The 17,942-nt window shown below is 38.3% G+C and carries 14 protein-coding genes; 2 read left to right on the forward strand and 12 right to left on the reverse strand.

The window, feature by feature from the left end; translation table 11 throughout:
* Positions 1–252 precede the first annotated feature (252 nt).
* Entirely contained in the window at positions 253–1,668 is a 1,416-nt protein-coding gene (gene glcD, locus AZF04_RS01755) for a glycolate oxidase subunit GlcD (RefSeq protein WP_061947308.1), read from the forward strand.
* Entirely contained in the window at positions 1,665–2,993 is a 1,329-nt protein-coding gene (locus AZF04_RS01760) for a (Fe-S)-binding protein (protein ID WP_061947309.1), read from the forward strand. Before glcD ends, AZF04_RS01760 begins: the two co-directional genes overlap by 4 nt.
* A 145-nt stretch (positions 2,994–3,138) precedes the next feature.
* Here AZF04_RS01760 and AZF04_RS01765 read toward each other — a convergent pair whose 3' ends face one another.
* The 12 genes from AZF04_RS01765 to murQ all read right to left on the reverse strand — a co-directional run bounded on the left by AZF04_RS01765 (position 3,139) and on the right by murQ (position 17,722).
* On the reverse strand, positions 3,139–4,281 hold the full coding sequence (locus AZF04_RS01765) for a CdaR family transcriptional regulator (protein ID WP_061947310.1): 1,143 nt from the start codon (positions 4,279–4,281) through the stop codon (positions 3,139–3,141).
* A gap of 39 nt (positions 4,282–4,320) precedes the next feature.
* Positions 4,321–5,196, reverse strand: coding sequence for a MurR/RpiR family transcriptional regulator (locus AZF04_RS01770; RefSeq protein ID WP_235599897.1), 876 nt, complete (start codon positions 5,194–5,196; stop codon positions 4,321–4,323).
* A 230-nt stretch (positions 5,197–5,426) separates the two neighbouring features.
* Positions 5,427–6,575 carry an exo-beta-N-acetylmuramidase NamZ family protein gene (locus tag AZF04_RS01775; protein WP_061947311.1) on the reverse strand — a complete coding sequence of 383 codons (1,149 nt, stop codon included), beginning with the start codon at positions 6,573–6,575 and terminating at the stop codon, positions 5,427–5,429.
* 26 nt (positions 6,576–6,601) lie between these two features.
* Positions 6,602–8,158: a beta-N-acetylhexosaminidase gene (nagZ, locus tag AZF04_RS01780; protein WP_061947312.1), complete on the reverse strand. Its 1,557-nt coding sequence runs from the start codon at positions 8,156–8,158 to the stop codon at positions 6,602–6,604.
* A gap of 15 nt (positions 8,159–8,173) precedes the next feature.
* The gene (locus tag AZF04_RS01785) at positions 8,174–9,220 is read right to left on the reverse strand and encodes a serine hydrolase domain-containing protein (protein WP_061947313.1); all 1,047 of its coding nucleotides are present in this window, start codon (positions 9,218–9,220) and stop codon (positions 8,174–8,176) included.
* Positions 9,221–9,226: 6 nt separating this feature from the next.
* Positions 9,227–10,222, reverse strand: coding sequence for a GNAT family N-acetyltransferase (locus AZF04_RS01790; protein WP_235599898.1), 996 nt, complete (start codon positions 10,220–10,222; stop codon positions 9,227–9,229).
* 78 nt (positions 10,223–10,300) lie between these two features.
* Positions 10,301–11,476: an anhydro-N-acetylmuramic acid kinase gene (locus AZF04_RS01795; RefSeq protein ID WP_061947315.1), complete on the reverse strand. Its 1,176-nt coding sequence runs from the start codon at positions 11,474–11,476 to the stop codon at positions 10,301–10,303.
* A gap of 334 nt (positions 11,477–11,810) precedes the next feature.
* On the reverse strand, positions 11,811–13,421 hold the full coding sequence (locus tag AZF04_RS01800; protein ID WP_061947316.1) for a glycoside hydrolase family 3 protein: 1,611 nt from the start codon (positions 13,419–13,421) through the stop codon (positions 11,811–11,813).
* Positions 13,421–14,380 (reverse strand): carbohydrate ABC transporter permease, encoded by a 960-nt coding sequence (locus AZF04_RS01805; RefSeq protein ID WP_045479552.1) that lies wholly within the window; start codon positions 14,378–14,380, stop codon positions 13,421–13,423. Before AZF04_RS01805 ends, AZF04_RS01800 begins: the two co-directional genes overlap by 1 nt.
* Positions 14,381–14,394: 14 nt before the next feature.
* On the reverse strand, positions 14,395–15,315 hold the full coding sequence (locus AZF04_RS01810; RefSeq protein ID WP_052340019.1) for a carbohydrate ABC transporter permease: 921 nt from the start codon (positions 15,313–15,315) through the stop codon (positions 14,395–14,397).
* A gap of 102 nt (positions 15,316–15,417) precedes the next feature.
* The gene (locus AZF04_RS01815) at positions 15,418–16,737 is read right to left on the reverse strand and encodes a sugar ABC transporter substrate-binding protein (protein ID WP_061947317.1); all 1,320 of its coding nucleotides are present in this window, start codon (positions 16,735–16,737) and stop codon (positions 15,418–15,420) included.
* An 82-nt stretch (positions 16,738–16,819) separates the two neighbouring features.
* On the reverse strand, positions 16,820–17,722 hold the full coding sequence (gene murQ / locus AZF04_RS01820) for an N-acetylmuramic acid 6-phosphate etherase (RefSeq protein WP_061947318.1): 903 nt from the start codon (positions 17,720–17,722) through the stop codon (positions 16,820–16,822).
* Positions 17,723–17,942 lie beyond the last annotated feature (220 nt).

The following is a 17,942-nucleotide window of genomic DNA, read 5'->3' on the forward strand; positions in this document are numbered from 1 at the left end:
CCCCCCTTGTTTTCTTTTTATCATACAAAACTCTAATATAGTTGTCTATACCTCTATAAGAATAGGTCGTTGATTTTGCCAACAGGTACTTATGGAAATAGTAGCATGCTTAATTATGAAGAGATTCACAGTTCCCAATTGTGTTAATAACCAAAGTAATGGTTTCTTTTATCATTATTTTTAGACTTTCACACATAGTTTTTCAGGTACAATCTTTTTATGATAAAGGTAGTAAATATAGGAGCTGATCGGATGATTACAGATTCATTAAAAATGAAATTAATAAGCATTGTTGGGCAAGAAAACTACGAGGATAGCCCAGCATCTAAGCTCGTATATTCTTTTGATGCGACACCGAATTATCAAGCAATGCCTGATGCCATTCTTTCACCAAGAAACAAAAACGAAGTCGCTGACATTGTCAAGCTTTGTAACGAACATACGATTCCTATTGTACCTAGAGGCTCTGGCACTAATTTGAGTGCAGGAACAACCCCTCTTGAAGGCGGAATTGTTCTTTTATTTAAGCATTTGGATCAAATTCTTGAGATTGATCAAGAAAATTTAACAATTACGGTTCAACCTGGTGTAAACACTTTGGAAATGATTCAAACAGTAGAGGAAATCGGCCTTTTTTACCCTCCTGATCCTAGTTCTATGAAAATCTCTCAAATTGGTGGAAACATCAGTGAGAATTCTGGTGGATTACGCGGTTTAAAATATGGGGTAACTCGTGATTATGTATTAGGTCTTGAAATGGTCCTTCCTAATGGAGAAATCATTAAAACGGGAGGTAAACTTGCGAAGGATGTAGCAGGATATGATTTAACTCGTTTATTTGTTGGATCTGAGGGTACGCTTGGAATTGTGACGGAGGCCATTCTCAAACTAATTCCTAAGCCAGAGTCGAAAAAAACGATGTTGGCTTTATATGACAGTATGGAAGCTGCAGCACAGACGGTATCAACCATCATTGCCAATCGAGTGATACCTGCAACCTTAGAATTTTTAGATCAACCTACCCTTAAAGTAGTTGAGGATTTTTCAAAGATTGGTCTTCCAACTGATGTGGAGGCCGTCTTATTAATTGAGCAAGATGGTCCAGTTCAATCCGTTCAAGCTGATATGGAAAAAATGACAGCTATATGTGTACAAAGCGGTGCTTTAAAAGTAAATGTTGCTAAATCTGAATGGGAAGCTGAACAGCTGAGTACAGCACGCCGGTCTGCATTATCGGCTTTAGCACGTTTAAAACCGACAACTATTTTAGAGGACGCAACTGTTCCACGTTCAGAGATTGCTAATATGGTTCGAGCTATTAATGAAATCGCCTTAAAGTATCAAGTTGAAATCTGTACATTCGGACATGCTGGAGATGGTAACCTACATCCTACCTGTATGACTGATAGCAGAAATAAAGATGAAATGCACCGAGTAGAACAAGCTTTAGAGGAAATCTTCCAAACAGCCGTTTCTTTAGGGGGTACTATTACGGGTGAGCATGGTGTTGGAGCCATGAAAGCGCCTTATTTACACCTGAAGCTTGGCGAAGAAGGTATAGAAGCCATGCAAGCCCTTAAGCATGCTTTTGACCCAAATAATATTATGAATCCAAGTAAAATCTTTGCTAAATCCTCACGTAAAAGAATTGTGGTGAACCAATCATGAATAACACAGAGAAAGAAAGAATCATTCGTCAATTTCAAGAGAAAATGGACTATGATGAGTTGTTAAACTGTATGCGTTGTGGCTTTTGTTTGCCTACCTGTCCTACCTACATCGAATCTGGAAAAAATGAGCTTCACTCGCCACGTGGTCGTATCGCTTTAATGAAAGCAGTCGTTGATGGTGATATAGAACCAGATGATGAAGTTAAACGCTCATTGGATATGTGTTTAGGCTGTAGAGCATGTGAGCCTGTCTGCCCATCTGGTGTTAAATATGGGCATCTTCTCGAAGAAGCTCGCGACATTATTTATCAAAACAAAAAGCCTTCTTTACCAGTAAAAGCCGTTCGTCATCTTGTATTCGAACAGCTATTTCCTTATCAAAATAGGATGACTACACTTGTCGGATTAATTGGTTTTTATCAACGCTCTGGACTAAGCACCTTAGCACGCAAAACACATATGCTTAAGTTACTTCCAGAAACGATGCAACTGATGGAAAAGGCCTTACCTGCTATACCGAAAGGCAAGGAGATTAGAAATCGCAGTGAACATTTAAAACCGATAGGCGATAAAAAGAAAAACGTTGCTTTTTTCAACGGCTGTTTAATGGACACCGTATTTATGAAAACCAATGAAGCGACAAAAAAACTTTTACAGTATGCAGGCTGTGACATCGTGATTCCGAAAACACAAGCTTGCTGTGGAGCCCTACATGGACATAGCGGAGAAAAAGCAAAAGCAAAAGAATTGGCTAAAAGAAATATTATCGCATTTGAACAAGCTGAGATCGATTATATTATTACGAACGCTGGTGGTTGCGGAGCCTTTTTGGTCGATTATGACCACCTCTTAAAGAGTGAACCAGAATGGCATGAACGAGCTAAAGCTTTTACAGCAAAAATTAAAGATATTACTTCCATTCTCGTTGAGTTGAATTTTCAGCAAGAATCGCTCAAATTAAAGGATGAGGTATTAACGTACCAGGATTCATGTCATCTACGTAATGGTCAAAAAACGTTCATTCAACCGAGACAATTGCTTCAATCGATTGAAGGCTCTGACTATGTAGAAATGAAAAATGCGGATCGTTGCTGTGGTTCAGCTGGTATCTACAATATTGTTGAGTCGGAAATGTCGATGCAAATCCTTGACTATAAAATGAAAGAAACGAAAAAAACGAAAGCAAAAACGATCGTTACTTCTAACCCTGGTTGTCTTTTGCAAATGAGGCTTGGGATTGAAAAGGAAGGCTTGCAAGGGCAAATGCGTGCGGTTCATATTGTTGATTTATTGCTCGAAGCTTATGAGAATGCACATTCATAGATTTATCATTTAAAGATACTGTTAGTTGTGCTGTTTTCTCTTATGATATAAGAGTGTTGGATTGTTTTTGAGCTAAGCTAACAGTCCAACACTCTTCATTCTTTTTAATTTGCTTTTGTTATTGCCTTCAGCTAAACGTACCTATCTATATATCTAGAGGAAATGACGCTGAATTCTCATCAGTAAACAAGAGAGCTAGATAAAATAAAGTGATGCCAAGCGAGCTTTTAACATCAATATCGGTTAATAGACTTATTTGATTTAATCGATAGTGTAGGGTGTTTTTATGGATATGTAAGGATTTTGCTGTTTCTACAATCGATTGATTATGGTGTAAATATGCTCTTAGCGTAGTCATCAAATCGGTTTCTTTTAATAGTGGACATAATACCCGATTCATGAATTCTGTTTGTGTAGCTCTATTAATTTCGGAAAAAATGATGTCGAGTGATAAATCATTATAAAAAACGATCGCCTTATTTTGATTGGCTACTTTGCACGCTTTCCTTGCCTCGGTATAGGCACCTTTTAATTGATTGCTTACTAGTGTATCGCCAATACCAGCGTGAAAGCTTCCCATTTGATGGAGTTTCAAAAAATTAGTGCGCCAGCGCTGCAACTCACTTTTGATTCTTTCGTACTCATGCTCATCTTTTTTTACCGAACGTAATAATAAAAAGTCTCCATCAAGTGTTCTTATCAACCTATCATTTTGTCTTTTTGGAAAAGCGTGCGTAAACCAATCATTCATAAACGAATAGACACTCTTCTCATTTGAATCTACAGCTTCAATACTTATACATATATAAGGAGTTCCTACCGCTATTCCTAAAAGTTGACCACGCTGAATGATAGATTTTTCCATTTTTTCTTCGTTCATCCACTCATGAAAAAATGTTTCTATTCCTCTTTGCTGCCATTCCTTTTGCTCAATATAATAGGTTTCCTTAATCATTAATTCTGTCATCTTACGCACAAGATCAGCATAGCTCTCTATTTTTTGAGGATGCCCTGTTACACCTAGTACACCTATTATTTTCCCTTCGAATTGAATGGGTAAGTTGATTCCTAATTTAACACCTTTTAATGTCTTTCTATTATGTTCGTTAATGTAAAGTTTTTCTTTATTTTTTAAGACCGTTTTAGCTCCTTGATGAATAGTACCAATTCGTTCTTGCTCAGTAGCAGCAATAATGACTCCTTCCTCATCCATAATAATTAACCTTTCGTTTAAGGTAAGACGCACTTCATCGATTACTTTTTTAGCTAATTCTGGTAATAACTTCATAGCTATGAACCTCACTTTGTTCATCCGTTTGAAAGCTACTTATTTTTTGGTTCGTCCTCTCGACTGTCGAAGTGAATCGACCGCATCTCTCGTTTCATTCAAGTGTTTAACCGACTTGTCATACTGTGACGATGCCACGCACATAAATAGAATATCAATAACCTGTAACTGGGCAATGCGTGAAGAAGTTGCACCACTTCGAAAAGTAGGCTCTCTAGTTGCCGAAGTATAGAGCTGAACATCCGCTATATCACTCACCAGTGATTGCCCGTATTTCGTTAAACTTATTGTCCTTAATCCTTTTTTCTTCGCTATTTCTAAAAATTTTGCGACTTCTCTTGTTTCACCAGAAAAAGATATACCAATCGCTACATCTTCTTCTGTCGCTGTCGCTACCATCGTAGTGGCCATATGTACATCAGTAAAAGCATAGGCAGTTTTATCGATTCGAACAAATTTTTGTTGACCATCAAGTGCAATAATTCCTGAAGCCCCAATTCCGAAAAAATGAATACGGCGTGCTTGATTTAAAAAATCTACAGCTTTTTCTAGCTCTTGTAAATTAAGAAGCTCAGCCGTTTCTCGTATGGTTTGAACAGAATTGTTCGTCATTTTATCTATAATCGTTTCTGCTTGTTCATTCGGTTCAATATCCCTTAAACCTAGCTGTGTTGTTTTTTGTAAATCTCCAGCTATCCTTAGTTTCAAATCTGGTAGCCCTTTTAAGTTTAATGATTTACAAAGGCGAATAACGGCAGCACTGCTCGTTGCACTTTTTTTACCGATTTCATGGGCAGTTAAAGATATGGTTTCCTGTGGATGTTCAATCATGTATGCAGCAATTTTTCTCTCAGAAGGTGGAAGCTTATTAAGCATTTCTGTTAACATAATGAGTCCACCTGTTAAATAGGCCATTTAGTCACCTCCTATGATTGTTTTCCATGGCTATTTCTATTATACAAAAATGAAGGACTTTTGTATGAATGTCACATAAAAGCAAAAATCTTTATAAATCACTTCGGGCTTGGGACAGCACCCGACGCTGAGTGCTGAATCATTTATTTTGTCCGTAAAATCCCATCATCCCTAACTCCACTACTTACCTTTCTGTAAACGGTCTTAGTGTAAGCACCTATTATTACTACTTAGCGATACAGTCGATATTTAGCCGTTTGCTCCTTAAACAGAACACTTTGTTCTTGGCATTGAGCTAAAAATGTGTCCGTTTCTCCTGAAAGAATTTGCGCTTGCATGGATTTGGTGCCCACTAACAAATCAAACATGTACCTTCCATTTGGATGCTGTACAAATTGAAAGTCATTCGGATAAAGTTTGTTAATGATTTCTAATAGTCTCACTCCTGCTTCAAATGAATGAAAGTCCTCTCTAGAGGTTACGTGTAATTGTATACCACTACAAACCTGACCCTCAAATTTCTGATACGTTGGTACAAAAGAGGTTGGTCTAGCAATTACACCAGCTAAGCCAAGTGAATTAAATTCTTTTGCCAACTGATATCCGTCTATAAATGGTGCCCCAACATATTCAAAAGGTTTGGTCGTACCTCTACCCTCTGATACATTCGTTCCTTCCAATAAACACGTACCCGGATATAAAATAGCCATATCTAATGTTGGAGCATTTGGTGAAGGTGGTACCCAAAAGAGTTCCGTTTCATCGAAATAACAGGATCGCTTCCAATTCTCCATCTCAATAACGGTTAGCTCACAGTCATAACCGTATTCATGCTTAAATAGAATGGCTAATTCACCAACTGTTAATCCATGTCGATTCGGTATCGGTAATAGCCCTACAAATGAGCGGACATCTTCTTCAACTAGATTTCCCTCTACCTTTTCTCCCCCAATAGGATTTGGTCGGTCTAAAACAATAAAGTGCTTCTTATATTGCTGACAAGCTTCCATCATATAAGCCATTGTATAAATAAATGTATAATATCTAGATCCTAAATCTTGTAAATCAAATACAATCACATCAACATCTGATAACATTTCCACAGACGGCTTCTTACTTTTACCGTATAAACTATACACAGGCAACCCTGTTTGTGGATCTTGGGAAGAATCTACCTTCTCTCCCTCTTTTACATCACCACGAATTCCATGTTCTGGGGCATATAAAGCGGCAAGATTAATTCCAGAATGCTTGGCAAACAAATCAATCGTTGGAACGAGGTCTTGGTTTACACCAGTCAAATTAGTGACAAGGCCCACCCTTTTATTCTGAAATGGTTCGTATTCTGATGCCAAAAATCGCTCTAATCCTAGTTTCACATCGGTTACCTCCAGGCTATGATTATTTAATAGGTGAGAGTCACAGGAGCTTTGCCCGTTGCTATTGTATCACCAAACAAAACGGAGCCTGCCGCTATAAGAGCAGGATAGCTAAACTCATACGTATTTAAATAGGTTTTCACATTTTCCGGTATCACTTGAATATCATAAGGACTACGCATTCCGATGACAATGACTTCTTTTCCTAATGAAACAAGCTTTTCAACAACCTTTATCTGCATTGGATCCTGTGTGGCCGAGACTAAGCCTACAATAATCTTTTGATGATTTTCGGTTAAGACTTCTATTCCGTCTAATGATTGGGGAAAAGGCTGAATGTCGAGTACATTTGAAAATGTATTCAAAGCTTTTCCTAATGCTAAATCACCATTTAATGAATCCTCAGCACCGGTTAATTGTGGGGTTTTAGGCTCCAATACTAATAAGCTCTCTTCTTTACTCAGTGGGATTGCATGACTTTTTTCAACCGTAATACTTTTTTGATAAACTTCTTCTGCGATTTGTTGATGTGCTTGAGCCGTATCTTGAATGCTAATAGCTTCTTTTGCATCAAAAGTTAAGTACTTACGCTTTAGCTTCATCACTCGTTCATAGGCAGCATCAATGACCTCTTCCGTTATTTCTCCTGCTTCTAACGCTCGCTTTACTTCTTCTATCGCACCTACCTGTCTATCCTGGCGATGCGAGATCATAATGAGGTCAATACCTGCCTGTAATGCGACTACAGCTCCTTTTTCTGTTCCAATGGTCTTAGAAATAGCATCCATTTCCATACAATCTGTCGTCACGACACCGTCAAAGCCTAATTGCTCTCTTAACAAGCCTGTAATAACACTTTTTGACAACGTCGCAGGTGTACCCTCATTTTTTTCTAACACTGGAAAATGAATGTGAGCAGACATCACTGTATCAGCTCCTGCCTCTATGCATGCTTTAAACGGGACTAGCTCCACCTTTTCTAGACGTTCAAGCGAATGAGGGATCGTTGGCAAACCTAAATGTGAGTCTATATTCGTATCACCATGACCCGGAAAATGTTTCAGAGTGGTTACCATACCACCAGCCTGCAAACCTAGCATGGACTTCCTTCCTAACTCTGCCACTTTTTCAGGGTTTTCACCAAAGGAACGAACACCGATAACGGGATTATCCGCATTATTATTCACATCTAATACAGGTGCTAAATTCCAATTGATACCGAGCTCCATAAGCTCTTCTCCACAAATTCTCCCTAATTCAAATGCATAATCACTTTGATTCGTTGCCGCGGTAGCCATCGCTCCAGGTAAGATAGTCGTACCCTTACTTAACCGACGAACCACTCCATTTTCTTGGTCGACACAAATTAATAACGGTTTTTCTTGAAAACGAGCGGCTATTTGTTGCAATTCTGTTGTTAAAGCTTTCACTTCGTCCGGTGTACCAATATTTCTTGCAAATAAGATTATATTTCCGACATGGTATTTTTCAATTAACTCTTTCATCTCTTTTGGCACCTTTTTACCATTAAAACCAACAACAAAAAGTTGACCTAGCTTTTCTTCTAATGTCACTTTACTCATCTTTTTCCCACCTTTTTATAAAGTTGATACAATTAAATTATGTAAACGTGGTCTCAACCGAATAATTGGATCCTTTCTCCCGAAATGAACTCGATTGGTTAACAAAATGACTCTTAGTTGAATTTCGGGATCAAACCAAATACTCGTTCCTGTGAAGCCTGTATGACCAAAGCTTCCTTCTGAAAATAAATCACCACATGAGGAGAAATTTGGACTATTTAATATCCAACCTAAACCACGATATTCAGAGTCAAACAGTGTATAATTTTTTTGAGAAACCGCTAATGTCTGCTCTGACAAAATTCTCTTCCCTCGGAAATATCCGCCTTGCTCAATCATCTCCGCAAAATTTGTTAGGTCTGTTACGGTTGAGAATAAACCAGCGTGACCACTAATACCACCCATACTTTCAGTGTTATCATCATGGACGATACCTTGCTTATAGTCACGGAGCTCCTCACTATATTCTGTTGCCGCATACCTCGTTTTTTCATAATTTAAATGAAAGCCCGTTTCATTCATTTCTAATGGGGCTAAAATTTCCTCTTCAACAAATCGAGCATAGGGAACACTGGTTATCTTCTCTATCAAATGATAAAGCGTAATAAATCCCAAATCACTATAAACGACTTGCTTTCCAGGTGGTGCAACTAGTTTCTCTTCATAAATACTTTCCATAATTTCACCAACAAGAAGTTTTTTCTCATAATAGCGTCTATGTGCGGGAAGGCCAGAAGTATGGGTTAGTAAGTGCTTAATTCGAATTTCTTCTTTCCCCCCTCCTGAAAATGAAGGTAGAAAAAATGAAACGCGATCATCTAAATGTAGATCTCCATGCTCAATCAGCTTTAAAACGACGGGTAATGTTGCGATAACTTTTGTTAAAGACGCTAAATCGAAGACGGTCGTTATTTTCATTGGTTCTTTATTCGGAAATACTCTTTGAAATCCAAAAGTTTCTTGTAGTAGCAATTTACCTTGTTGTGCAACCTGAAGGGTCGCACCTGGAATATGGTTCAATTGTATTTCTTTTTCTAGAAAATTTCGGACTTTTTCAAACAAGTTCCTTCACCCCAGGTTCTTTTGTAAATTACGATAGCTTTTCCATTCCTTAAAGCCTAGCTTCTCATAAAACGAAACTAACCCTGTCCAGTCAATGACCATCGAAGAAACACCTCGTTTCCGTAAATAATAGATGGCTGCTTCTACAACAGCTATACCATAACCAGATTTACGTTCTTCTTTTGCCACTCCCAAAGGACCAATACCTCCAAGGTTGTGCTCAAATAAGGAACTCCAGTATACATTTTGAGCGATGATAGGAGAGCTTAAATCATTAATTCTACAAAAGCCGATAATTGATCCTTCTTTCTTCACAACTACGAACTCCCTTCCAACTCCTCCCATTTCAAAGTATTTATGGGCTTCATATTGCCATCTTCCAGGAAAGCTTTGCTTCAAAAAGTGTAGAAACTGATCCTTTTCTTCAATCTTTAATATCGTAAAAGATATATTTTGTATAACTGGGAGGGTTACTTCCTCTTGATCTTTAAAACTTCTAACCATGTCATAGTCGCGGCCATATGGCTCATTTAGCTCGTATCCTTGACTTTCGAACCAGCGAATCGTTTGTTCATAGTTTGCAGGAATACCTGGGAAAAAATGAAACGGGTCGCGTCCTAACATAATTTCTTTAATATTTTGATTCTGAAAGGCTCCCTCTGCTTTTCTTAATAATTCTGAACCGATCCCTTGATTACGATAATCCTTATGAACGACTAAAACTTGAATCCAGCCAACATCCTGGCCAAGATTTACTTCTCTATTTTCTTGGAACATCTTTGAGATTATGAATCCTACTAATTCATCTTGCTCGTTTAAAGTGAGGTAGGAACCTTCAAAAAATAAATTACAATCAGAGAAACTATTTTGAATAAGTAACCTTTCAGACATAGGAAAATCAGCACCCATTTCCTGATTCCATAGGTTTACCATATCTTGAACCTTCAAACGCTTTAGTGATTGATAGTGAAGCTTCATCCTTAAGCAATCCTCCTTGTTCATTTCTAGCCCCCAGTTAAAAGAGCCATACATACCATTTGTCTATGTTTTGTAATGAAAAAACTGAGTCAATCGATGAACTCAGTTTTTTGAAGGGAAAGCTATTTTACCCATCGACACTTTCTTTTTTGCTCCTGTGGCCGATGGCGTGTTGTTTGTTTGCTGTTTTAGAAATTCGTTACCTAAGACAGCAAAAGCGATAGCTTCCTTGGCATCACTCGAAAAGGCTAAAGCCTCCATTCCCTTCACTGGGCGGCCTAAACGATTAGACAGTTGTTTCATGATAAATAAATTATGAACACCACCACCGCCAACGTAAAATTCATCCAGTTCTACATGTGAGTCAAGCTGCTCTTCTACCGTTTTGACAATGGTTTCAACTGTGTAGCTTGTTACCGTTGCCACAATATCAGCAAATGATAACCCTCTCTTCTCCCCTTCATCCCAAAGTTCTCTCGCCATATCACGGTGATAATATTCTCGTCCTGTGCTTTTTGGAAACGGCTTAGACAAGAAATGATCAGAAGCTAGTATTTCTTTGAGCCACTCATGATTAACTTTGCCCTTGGAAGCTAAGTTACCTGCTTCATCAAAATGCTTGGCGCCATTTGAACCAATTCGAATGACTTCATCAATTAGCACATTTCCAGGCCCCGTATCAAAAGCGATTACAGAGCGATCTAAGCTTTTAGGCAAAACGGTAAGATTGGCCATTCCTCCAATGTTTATCAAGCATCGTCCTTTCATTGTACTTCTAAATAATAGATCATCCACAAAAGGTACCAAAGGGGCTCCTTGACCACCTACGGCTAAATCGGTCGGTCTAAAATCACCAACTGTTAATGTTTGTGTGCGTTCTGCAATAACCGCCAGTTCTCCAATTTGCATAGTGGCAAATTCTTTAGGTAAATGGTGAATCGTTTGCCCATGTGAGCTTACAAAATCTAAGTCTGAAAGCTGATAAGTGGTATCTTTCATTACAAGTATAACGGCTTCCGACATCTTCTCTGCTAACTCAACATTCAACCGACATATTTCATCAACACGTGAGGTTTTTACATCACAGGCTGCAAATAATCTCTGTTTTAACGATTGATCATACTCTAACGTTTCAAAGGCTAATAGAGCTACCTTTGTCTCATATCCAGAATGTTCAATTTCAACGAGTGCAGCATCCACACCATCTCCAGACGTTCCAGACATCAAACCAACCGCTAATACTTTTTCTTTTTGCAAAGGTAAGGATATCATTGACATTTTTGTTGCACCTCCATTGTTTTTGTATACAAATACTTTAAGAGCAATGTCTATTTTTCAAAGACCGCTCCGGGAATGGGGCTCGCTTTCCGCAGGCGGGCGCTGAGCTAACCGGCTTTGCCGGTGGATCTCAGCCTGCCCTCTCCTCCTGCAGGAGTCGGCTCCCATTCTCACCGCTGGTGTTTGAGAAAACTCATTTGTTTATTTGCTTCTTGTACAAAGAATACATTGAATAACTAGCCTTTAATAAAAGAGCAAAACCACACTTTACTATTTGTAGGAATCGAAGTGATTCGGGCAACGTCATGTTGGGTTTGTATGCAAGAATATACCTTTATTCTGGACTATTTTTAATGGTAACCGGCAATTTTCCGTGTACTTCGCTTAAGCCATAAATAACTCGTGCTGCGATTTGTAGTGCACTAGTATTAAATTCATAGGTAGCTAGAAAAGCATCCACATATGGAAATATGGAACGGTCATAAGGGACACGACATGCGACACCAATGATTTTTTTATTTAACGAAGAAAGCGCCTTAATATATTGTTGTTGCTGCGGTGATAAAACCGCCGAAATCGTTGCTATAATAATTACATCTACTTGATTTGCTTCTTTAATCAAGCCTTCTAAATCCCCTTTTGAATCCTCTAACGGGATCTTAAATGCTTGAGCATGACGATCTATTTTTTTGATTTCCTCACTTAAAGCATTCATCTTAAATCGTTGATCTTCAACCCTTGTTAAATATGAATACTCAGGGTAAACCACAAGAACCCGTTCATTTCCATCAACCGATAAAGGAAGCAATTGCTTATTTTCTACTAACGTAATTCCTTGTTTCATAGCCTGTAAAGCCTTTATCTGATGTTGCTCAGAGCCAACAAAAGGTGGGATTTTTAATGAATTCAAATCTTGTTCAGTCCAGTTTAAATAGCGTTTCTTTAATAATTGTATTCTTTGATAGCTCGACTCTATCATTTCTTTCGTTAACTCACCTTGATCAAAAGCATGATAAATTTCTTCAAGTGCCTCATATTGTAGCTCTGGCAAATTTGAAATCATAATTAAGTCAACACCTGCTTTGATAGCCTCCACCGCGCCTCGAGCTGTTCCAATTGTTTTTGAAATCGCATCCATTTCAAGACAATCCGTTGTCGTCACACCACGAAAACCTAATTGGTTACGCAATAGCTCCGTCATCACGCTATATGATAAGGTTGCTGGAATTTGAGCCCTACTTTCTAATGCTGGAAAATGGATATGTGAAGTCATCACTATATCTGCACCAGCATCGATACACGTTTGAAAAGGTTTCAGCTCTACCTCCACTAGTCGTTCCATAGGATGGTGAATGGTTGGTAAGGCTAAGTGTGAATCTATAACTGTATCTCCGTGCCCTGGGAAATGCTTAAGCGTCGAAATGACTCCAGCCTTTTGTATACCTTTCATCCATGAACAGCTCAGCTGACTAACACGGCTAGCATCTTCTCCAAAGGAACGAACACCAATTACAGGGTTATTGGGATTATTATTCACATCAACAGTTGGTGCTAGATTCCAATTGATACCTAAAGCTTTTAACTCTTTCCCCGTTAACATACCTATCTCTTCAGCAAGTAACACATCATCTGCTGCACCTAACAACATCGCTCCAGGGAAGACAGTTGTTCCCTCACCTAGACGCCTTACTGCACCGTTCTCTTGATCCGTGCAAATAAATAGCGGCTTTTGATGACCAGATTGTTGGGCCCATGCTTGTAATTTAGTCGTAAGGGCAAGTAGCTCTTCAGGCTTTCCTATATTCCTACCAAATAAAATAACACCACCAACAGAATACTCCTTGATAAGCTGCGCTATTGCTGGTGAAAGGGATGATGTTTGGTCTGCTTTAAAACCAAACACCATCATTTGACCGATTTTGTATTTCCACTCTTTTGAAGGCATTATTCCTTCACTCCTCCAAGTGTCAAACCTTTAATAAAGTAACGTTGGAAAATCAAGAAGAAGATTATGATTGGTACTGCTGCGACGGTAGCTCCTGTCATCAGATACTTAAAGCTTGTTAAATTGGCATCCTGTAATGTTTTTAAACCTGCAGGAAGCGTCATTAAATCCGCATTATTGATGACTATAATTGGCCACAAGAACGCATTCCAAACCATAACAAAAGTGAAAATACCTAAGGTTACCATCGCCGGAATGGCTAGTGGTATAACGATTTTGTAAAATATCTTCCATTCGTTTGCTCCGTCAATTGTTGCTGCTTCTATTAACTCATCAGGTACCGAAAGAAGGAATTGTCGCATCAGAAATACCCCAAAGGCGGCTGCAAGGTTTGGTAAAACTAAAGCCCAATGGGAGTCGAACATTTGTAAATTTTGGACAATAATAAAGGTTGGTACAAGTGTTACTTGCTCCGGAATCATCATGGTAGCAATAATAATCCAAAATAAAATCCATTTTCCAGGGAAATTCTTTTTCGCAAAGACATACCCTGCCATCGTATCTATGAGCACAATTAAGGCGGTCGTCACCACCGCGATATATATACTATTAAAGAGCCATTTGAAAATCGGAGTGGTTGTAAAAAGTTTCGTAAATGTACTAAAGGTTTTCTCAACCACTTCATCCATTAAATCAGCATGAACTTGAGCTTGCTCCATATCACCTGCTTGTTCAGCCGCTCTCTTTTTCTGCCACTGTGAGAAGTATTCTGTAATTCCAACTGGATACAGCTTTGGCGGTGTTGATTCTACGTATGAAATGGGGCGGTCCATCTCTTCATTTTGGTAACTTGGCAATTGTAAAGCAGTCGAAAATACCCAATATAGTGGTAAGAGGGAGATGACAGCTAAAATGGATAAGATAAAAATACTAAATGGTTTTTTTAATTTTGACAGCATAATAATCCCCCTCTCTATTTATCCTTCATAAGTCTAAACTGAGCAATTGCAAAGCCCATTAAGATTAAAAATAATATGACCGATTGAGCTGAAGCTAAACCAAAATTAAAGTCTCGGAACGCTGTTTTATAGATCATGTGGACGATCGTCTCGGTAGCATTACCAGGACCTCCACCTGTCATCATGATAATTTGCGTAAATACCTGAAATGAACCGATTGTACTTATAATAATCAAATAGAGTGTTGTCGGTTTTAGCATTGGCAAAGTAATCCGCATAAATTTATGGTAAGGAGTAGCTCCATCAATATCCGCTGCTTCATATAATGAAGGATTTATATTATTCATTGCGGCCAAATAAATAATAATTCCAGAACCTGGAGGTATAAGTATCGACATAATCATTAATGCAGGTAACGCCGTTGAGGATTGAGCTAGCCAGTTTACTGGCTCAAATCCAAAGAATTCTATTATGTAGTTAAATATACCGAAACGATAGTTATACATCCAACGCCAAACCATCGCAATAATGACCATTGACGTTACCGTTGGTAAATAAAAGGCAGAACGGAAAAACGTCTGTGAAATCCTACCTAACGGATGAATCATTGCAGCAATTACAAGTGCTGTAATAATAAAAGCTGGAACGGTTACTACCGTATATAATAAAGTGTTCATAACAGCCTTACGGAATACCTCACTTTGAAAGGCATCGATGTAATGCTTAAAGCCAACATAATCTATATCAAAAACGCCACGGTCTTGAAATGAAATCACAAAAGCCCAAACGATGGGAATAAACATAAAAACAGTAAAGAATATCAACTTAGGCATTAGAAAAAGATAGGCCACTTTATTCTTTTTTATTCGCTCCCATAATGACTTCTTCGGAACGATTATTTTTTCAGATGTATTGATTTGAGGTTGATTGTCCACTCGTTCCTCATCTCCTAACTATATTAATAAGGAAAAGCTCTTCCTCCTTTTTTGGAAAGAAGAGCTTCAATTACATAATTGCTTTTAGACTATAACAGTCCATTAGTCCATAATACTCTCAACTTGCGTTCTTGCATCTTCTAATGCTTCTTGAGCTGTTTTCTCACCGTTAGCCGCTAATTGTAAATGTCCTTGAATCGCTTCATCAATTCTTGCCCATTCAGGGTGGCGAGGTACAGGTACTACTTGTTCTGTTAATTCTTGTGCCGCAGCCATTCCTGGATTATCTGCAAAAGGATCCATGTCAGCAGCTGAAATTCTAGCTGGGAATGTTCCATAATTCTGAGCTGTTACATATTGCTCATCTGTACTTGATACATGCTTTAAGAATTCTCCAACCATCTTTTTCTTAGCTTCATCTTCACCTTGGTTAAACATGACATAACCACCGACTCCACCAATTGTCACAGGCTCACCTGTATCACCAGTTGGATACTCCGCAACCATAAAGTTCATATCATACTCTTCTGTTTGTAGTGAATTAATAGCCCATGTTGCCCAAGGTTGAACGGCTACCGTTCTTTGAGCTAAGTTAGCAAATGACTGGAAAGTACCTCCGACATCATTACTTCCCATCTCAGCTGGAGCTACTTCATAATCAAACTTCAAATCAAGTAGCTTTTGTAAACCACTAATAGCTTCTGGAGAGTCAAACGTATACTCAGATAAATCGTCACTTAACGGATAACCACCATCCATAAATAAGAATGGCCATGCTTCATAGTAACCAGGCATAATATATGTGGAGAATCCATATACACCGTCTCCCGTTAACGCTTCCATTTTCTCAATAAACTCATCATACGTCCATTTGCCATCGACTGGTGGCTCTACACCCTTTTCTTCAAACAGATCTAAGTTTAATAGAAGGGTTTGCACACTAATGGAATTTGGCACACCATAAATATGTCCATCGTGCTCATATGCTTCTACTGCATTCGGTAAGAAGTCAGCCCACTCTTCATCTGTATAAAGGTCATCTGTGTTCTCGATTACACCATCTTCAATATGATTTAAGCTAATCGTTCCACCACTAATGTCGATAGGAGCTATATCTGGCCAATTTTTCCCAGCGATTGCTACACTCAAACTATCTCCAAGCTCTGCCCATGGCTGTTGAATAAGTTCAACCTCAACATCCGGATACTTCTCTTCAAATTCCGCCACTTTTTCTTCCATCCAGTGGAATTTGTTCTCATTCTCATCTTCCCAACGTGGTCCATCCCAAATCGTAATTTTTCCTTTCCACTCTTCCCAGTTCTCAACATCTGTCGAGGAAGTATCACTTCCCCCACAAGCTGTTAAAGCGGTAATCCCAACAATAACAGCGCCTGCAATCATTGATTTTTTAAATCTTTTCACAAGAATCCCCCTTACTTGCTTCATGATTATATAACATTCCAATAGAAAATTTCTATCAGAAGAAATACCATTAATAATGTGCTTAAGCACGTTCGATTGCTTTTCTAACAAACCCTTCACTCTGCTGTAATAACAATAAAGCTTGTTCAAAGTTAACATTTCCTTTGACCATCACAATCGCTGCTTTCACATCGTTATTCGCCTGTTGAAGACTTACCTCAGCGACTTCTTCTGAAGCACCTGTCACATTCATCACAATATTTTTCGCTCTTTCTTTAAGCTTGACATTACTAGCATTTAAATCAACCATTAGATTTTCATAAACCTTACCAAGCTTAATCATTGTCGTGGTTGTAAGCATGTTTAAAACCATTTTATGGGCTGTTGCTGCTTTTAACCTCGTAGAGCCTGTTAACACTTCTGGACCAACGATGACTTCAATAGCAATTTGAGCAATATTACCTAGCTCTGAGTTTTGATTAGCGGTTAAAGCTATCGTGGTTGCTCCCAATGAATTTGCATATTCAATCCCACCATATACATATGGGGTTCGACCACTTGCCGCAATACCAACTAATACATCTCCTTTTTGAAAGTCCGCTTTTACTAAATCATTCTTCCCTTCAAAAGGATTATCCTCCACTCCCTCTACAGCCGTGATAATTGCTTTCGTCCCACCTGCCATAATACCTTGGACAAGCTCCGGATCTGTTCGAAATGTCGGTGGACATTCTGAAGCATCAATAACACCAAGTCGTCCACTTGTTCCAGCTCCCAGATAGAATAATCTTCCTCCGATTTTCAAAGCTTGATAGATTTCATTGGTTGCTTTTTCTATTTCTGGCAAACAATTTTGTACAGCTAAAGCAACACCTTGATCTTCTTTATTCATTAGCTGAATAATTTCTAGTGTTGAAAGCTGATCGATATTAACTGTTCTCTCGTTCCTCTTTTCTGTCATTAATGCGGAAAGGTCAAGTTCCATGTAATCACCAAATTTCTGTAAATGTGTAATGAAATTTAATTTTATTTTATATTATATTTTCCGAAACCAAATTTCAATACTATTTTCACATTTTTTTGATTTTTTTTCAACTCTTTTTTTTGTATTTATTAAATAAGTCTTTAAAACTAGAGGGATTTAGCTACATTCTACTATCATGAAATATTGAATAGGACTAAAATAATTTTTTGTAAAAATATCA

This window comes from Alkalihalobacillus trypoxylicola (assembly GCF_001590785.1).
Lineage (GTDB): Bacteria > Bacillota > Bacilli > Bacillales > Bacillaceae_D > Alkalihalobacillus > Alkalihalobacillus trypoxylicola.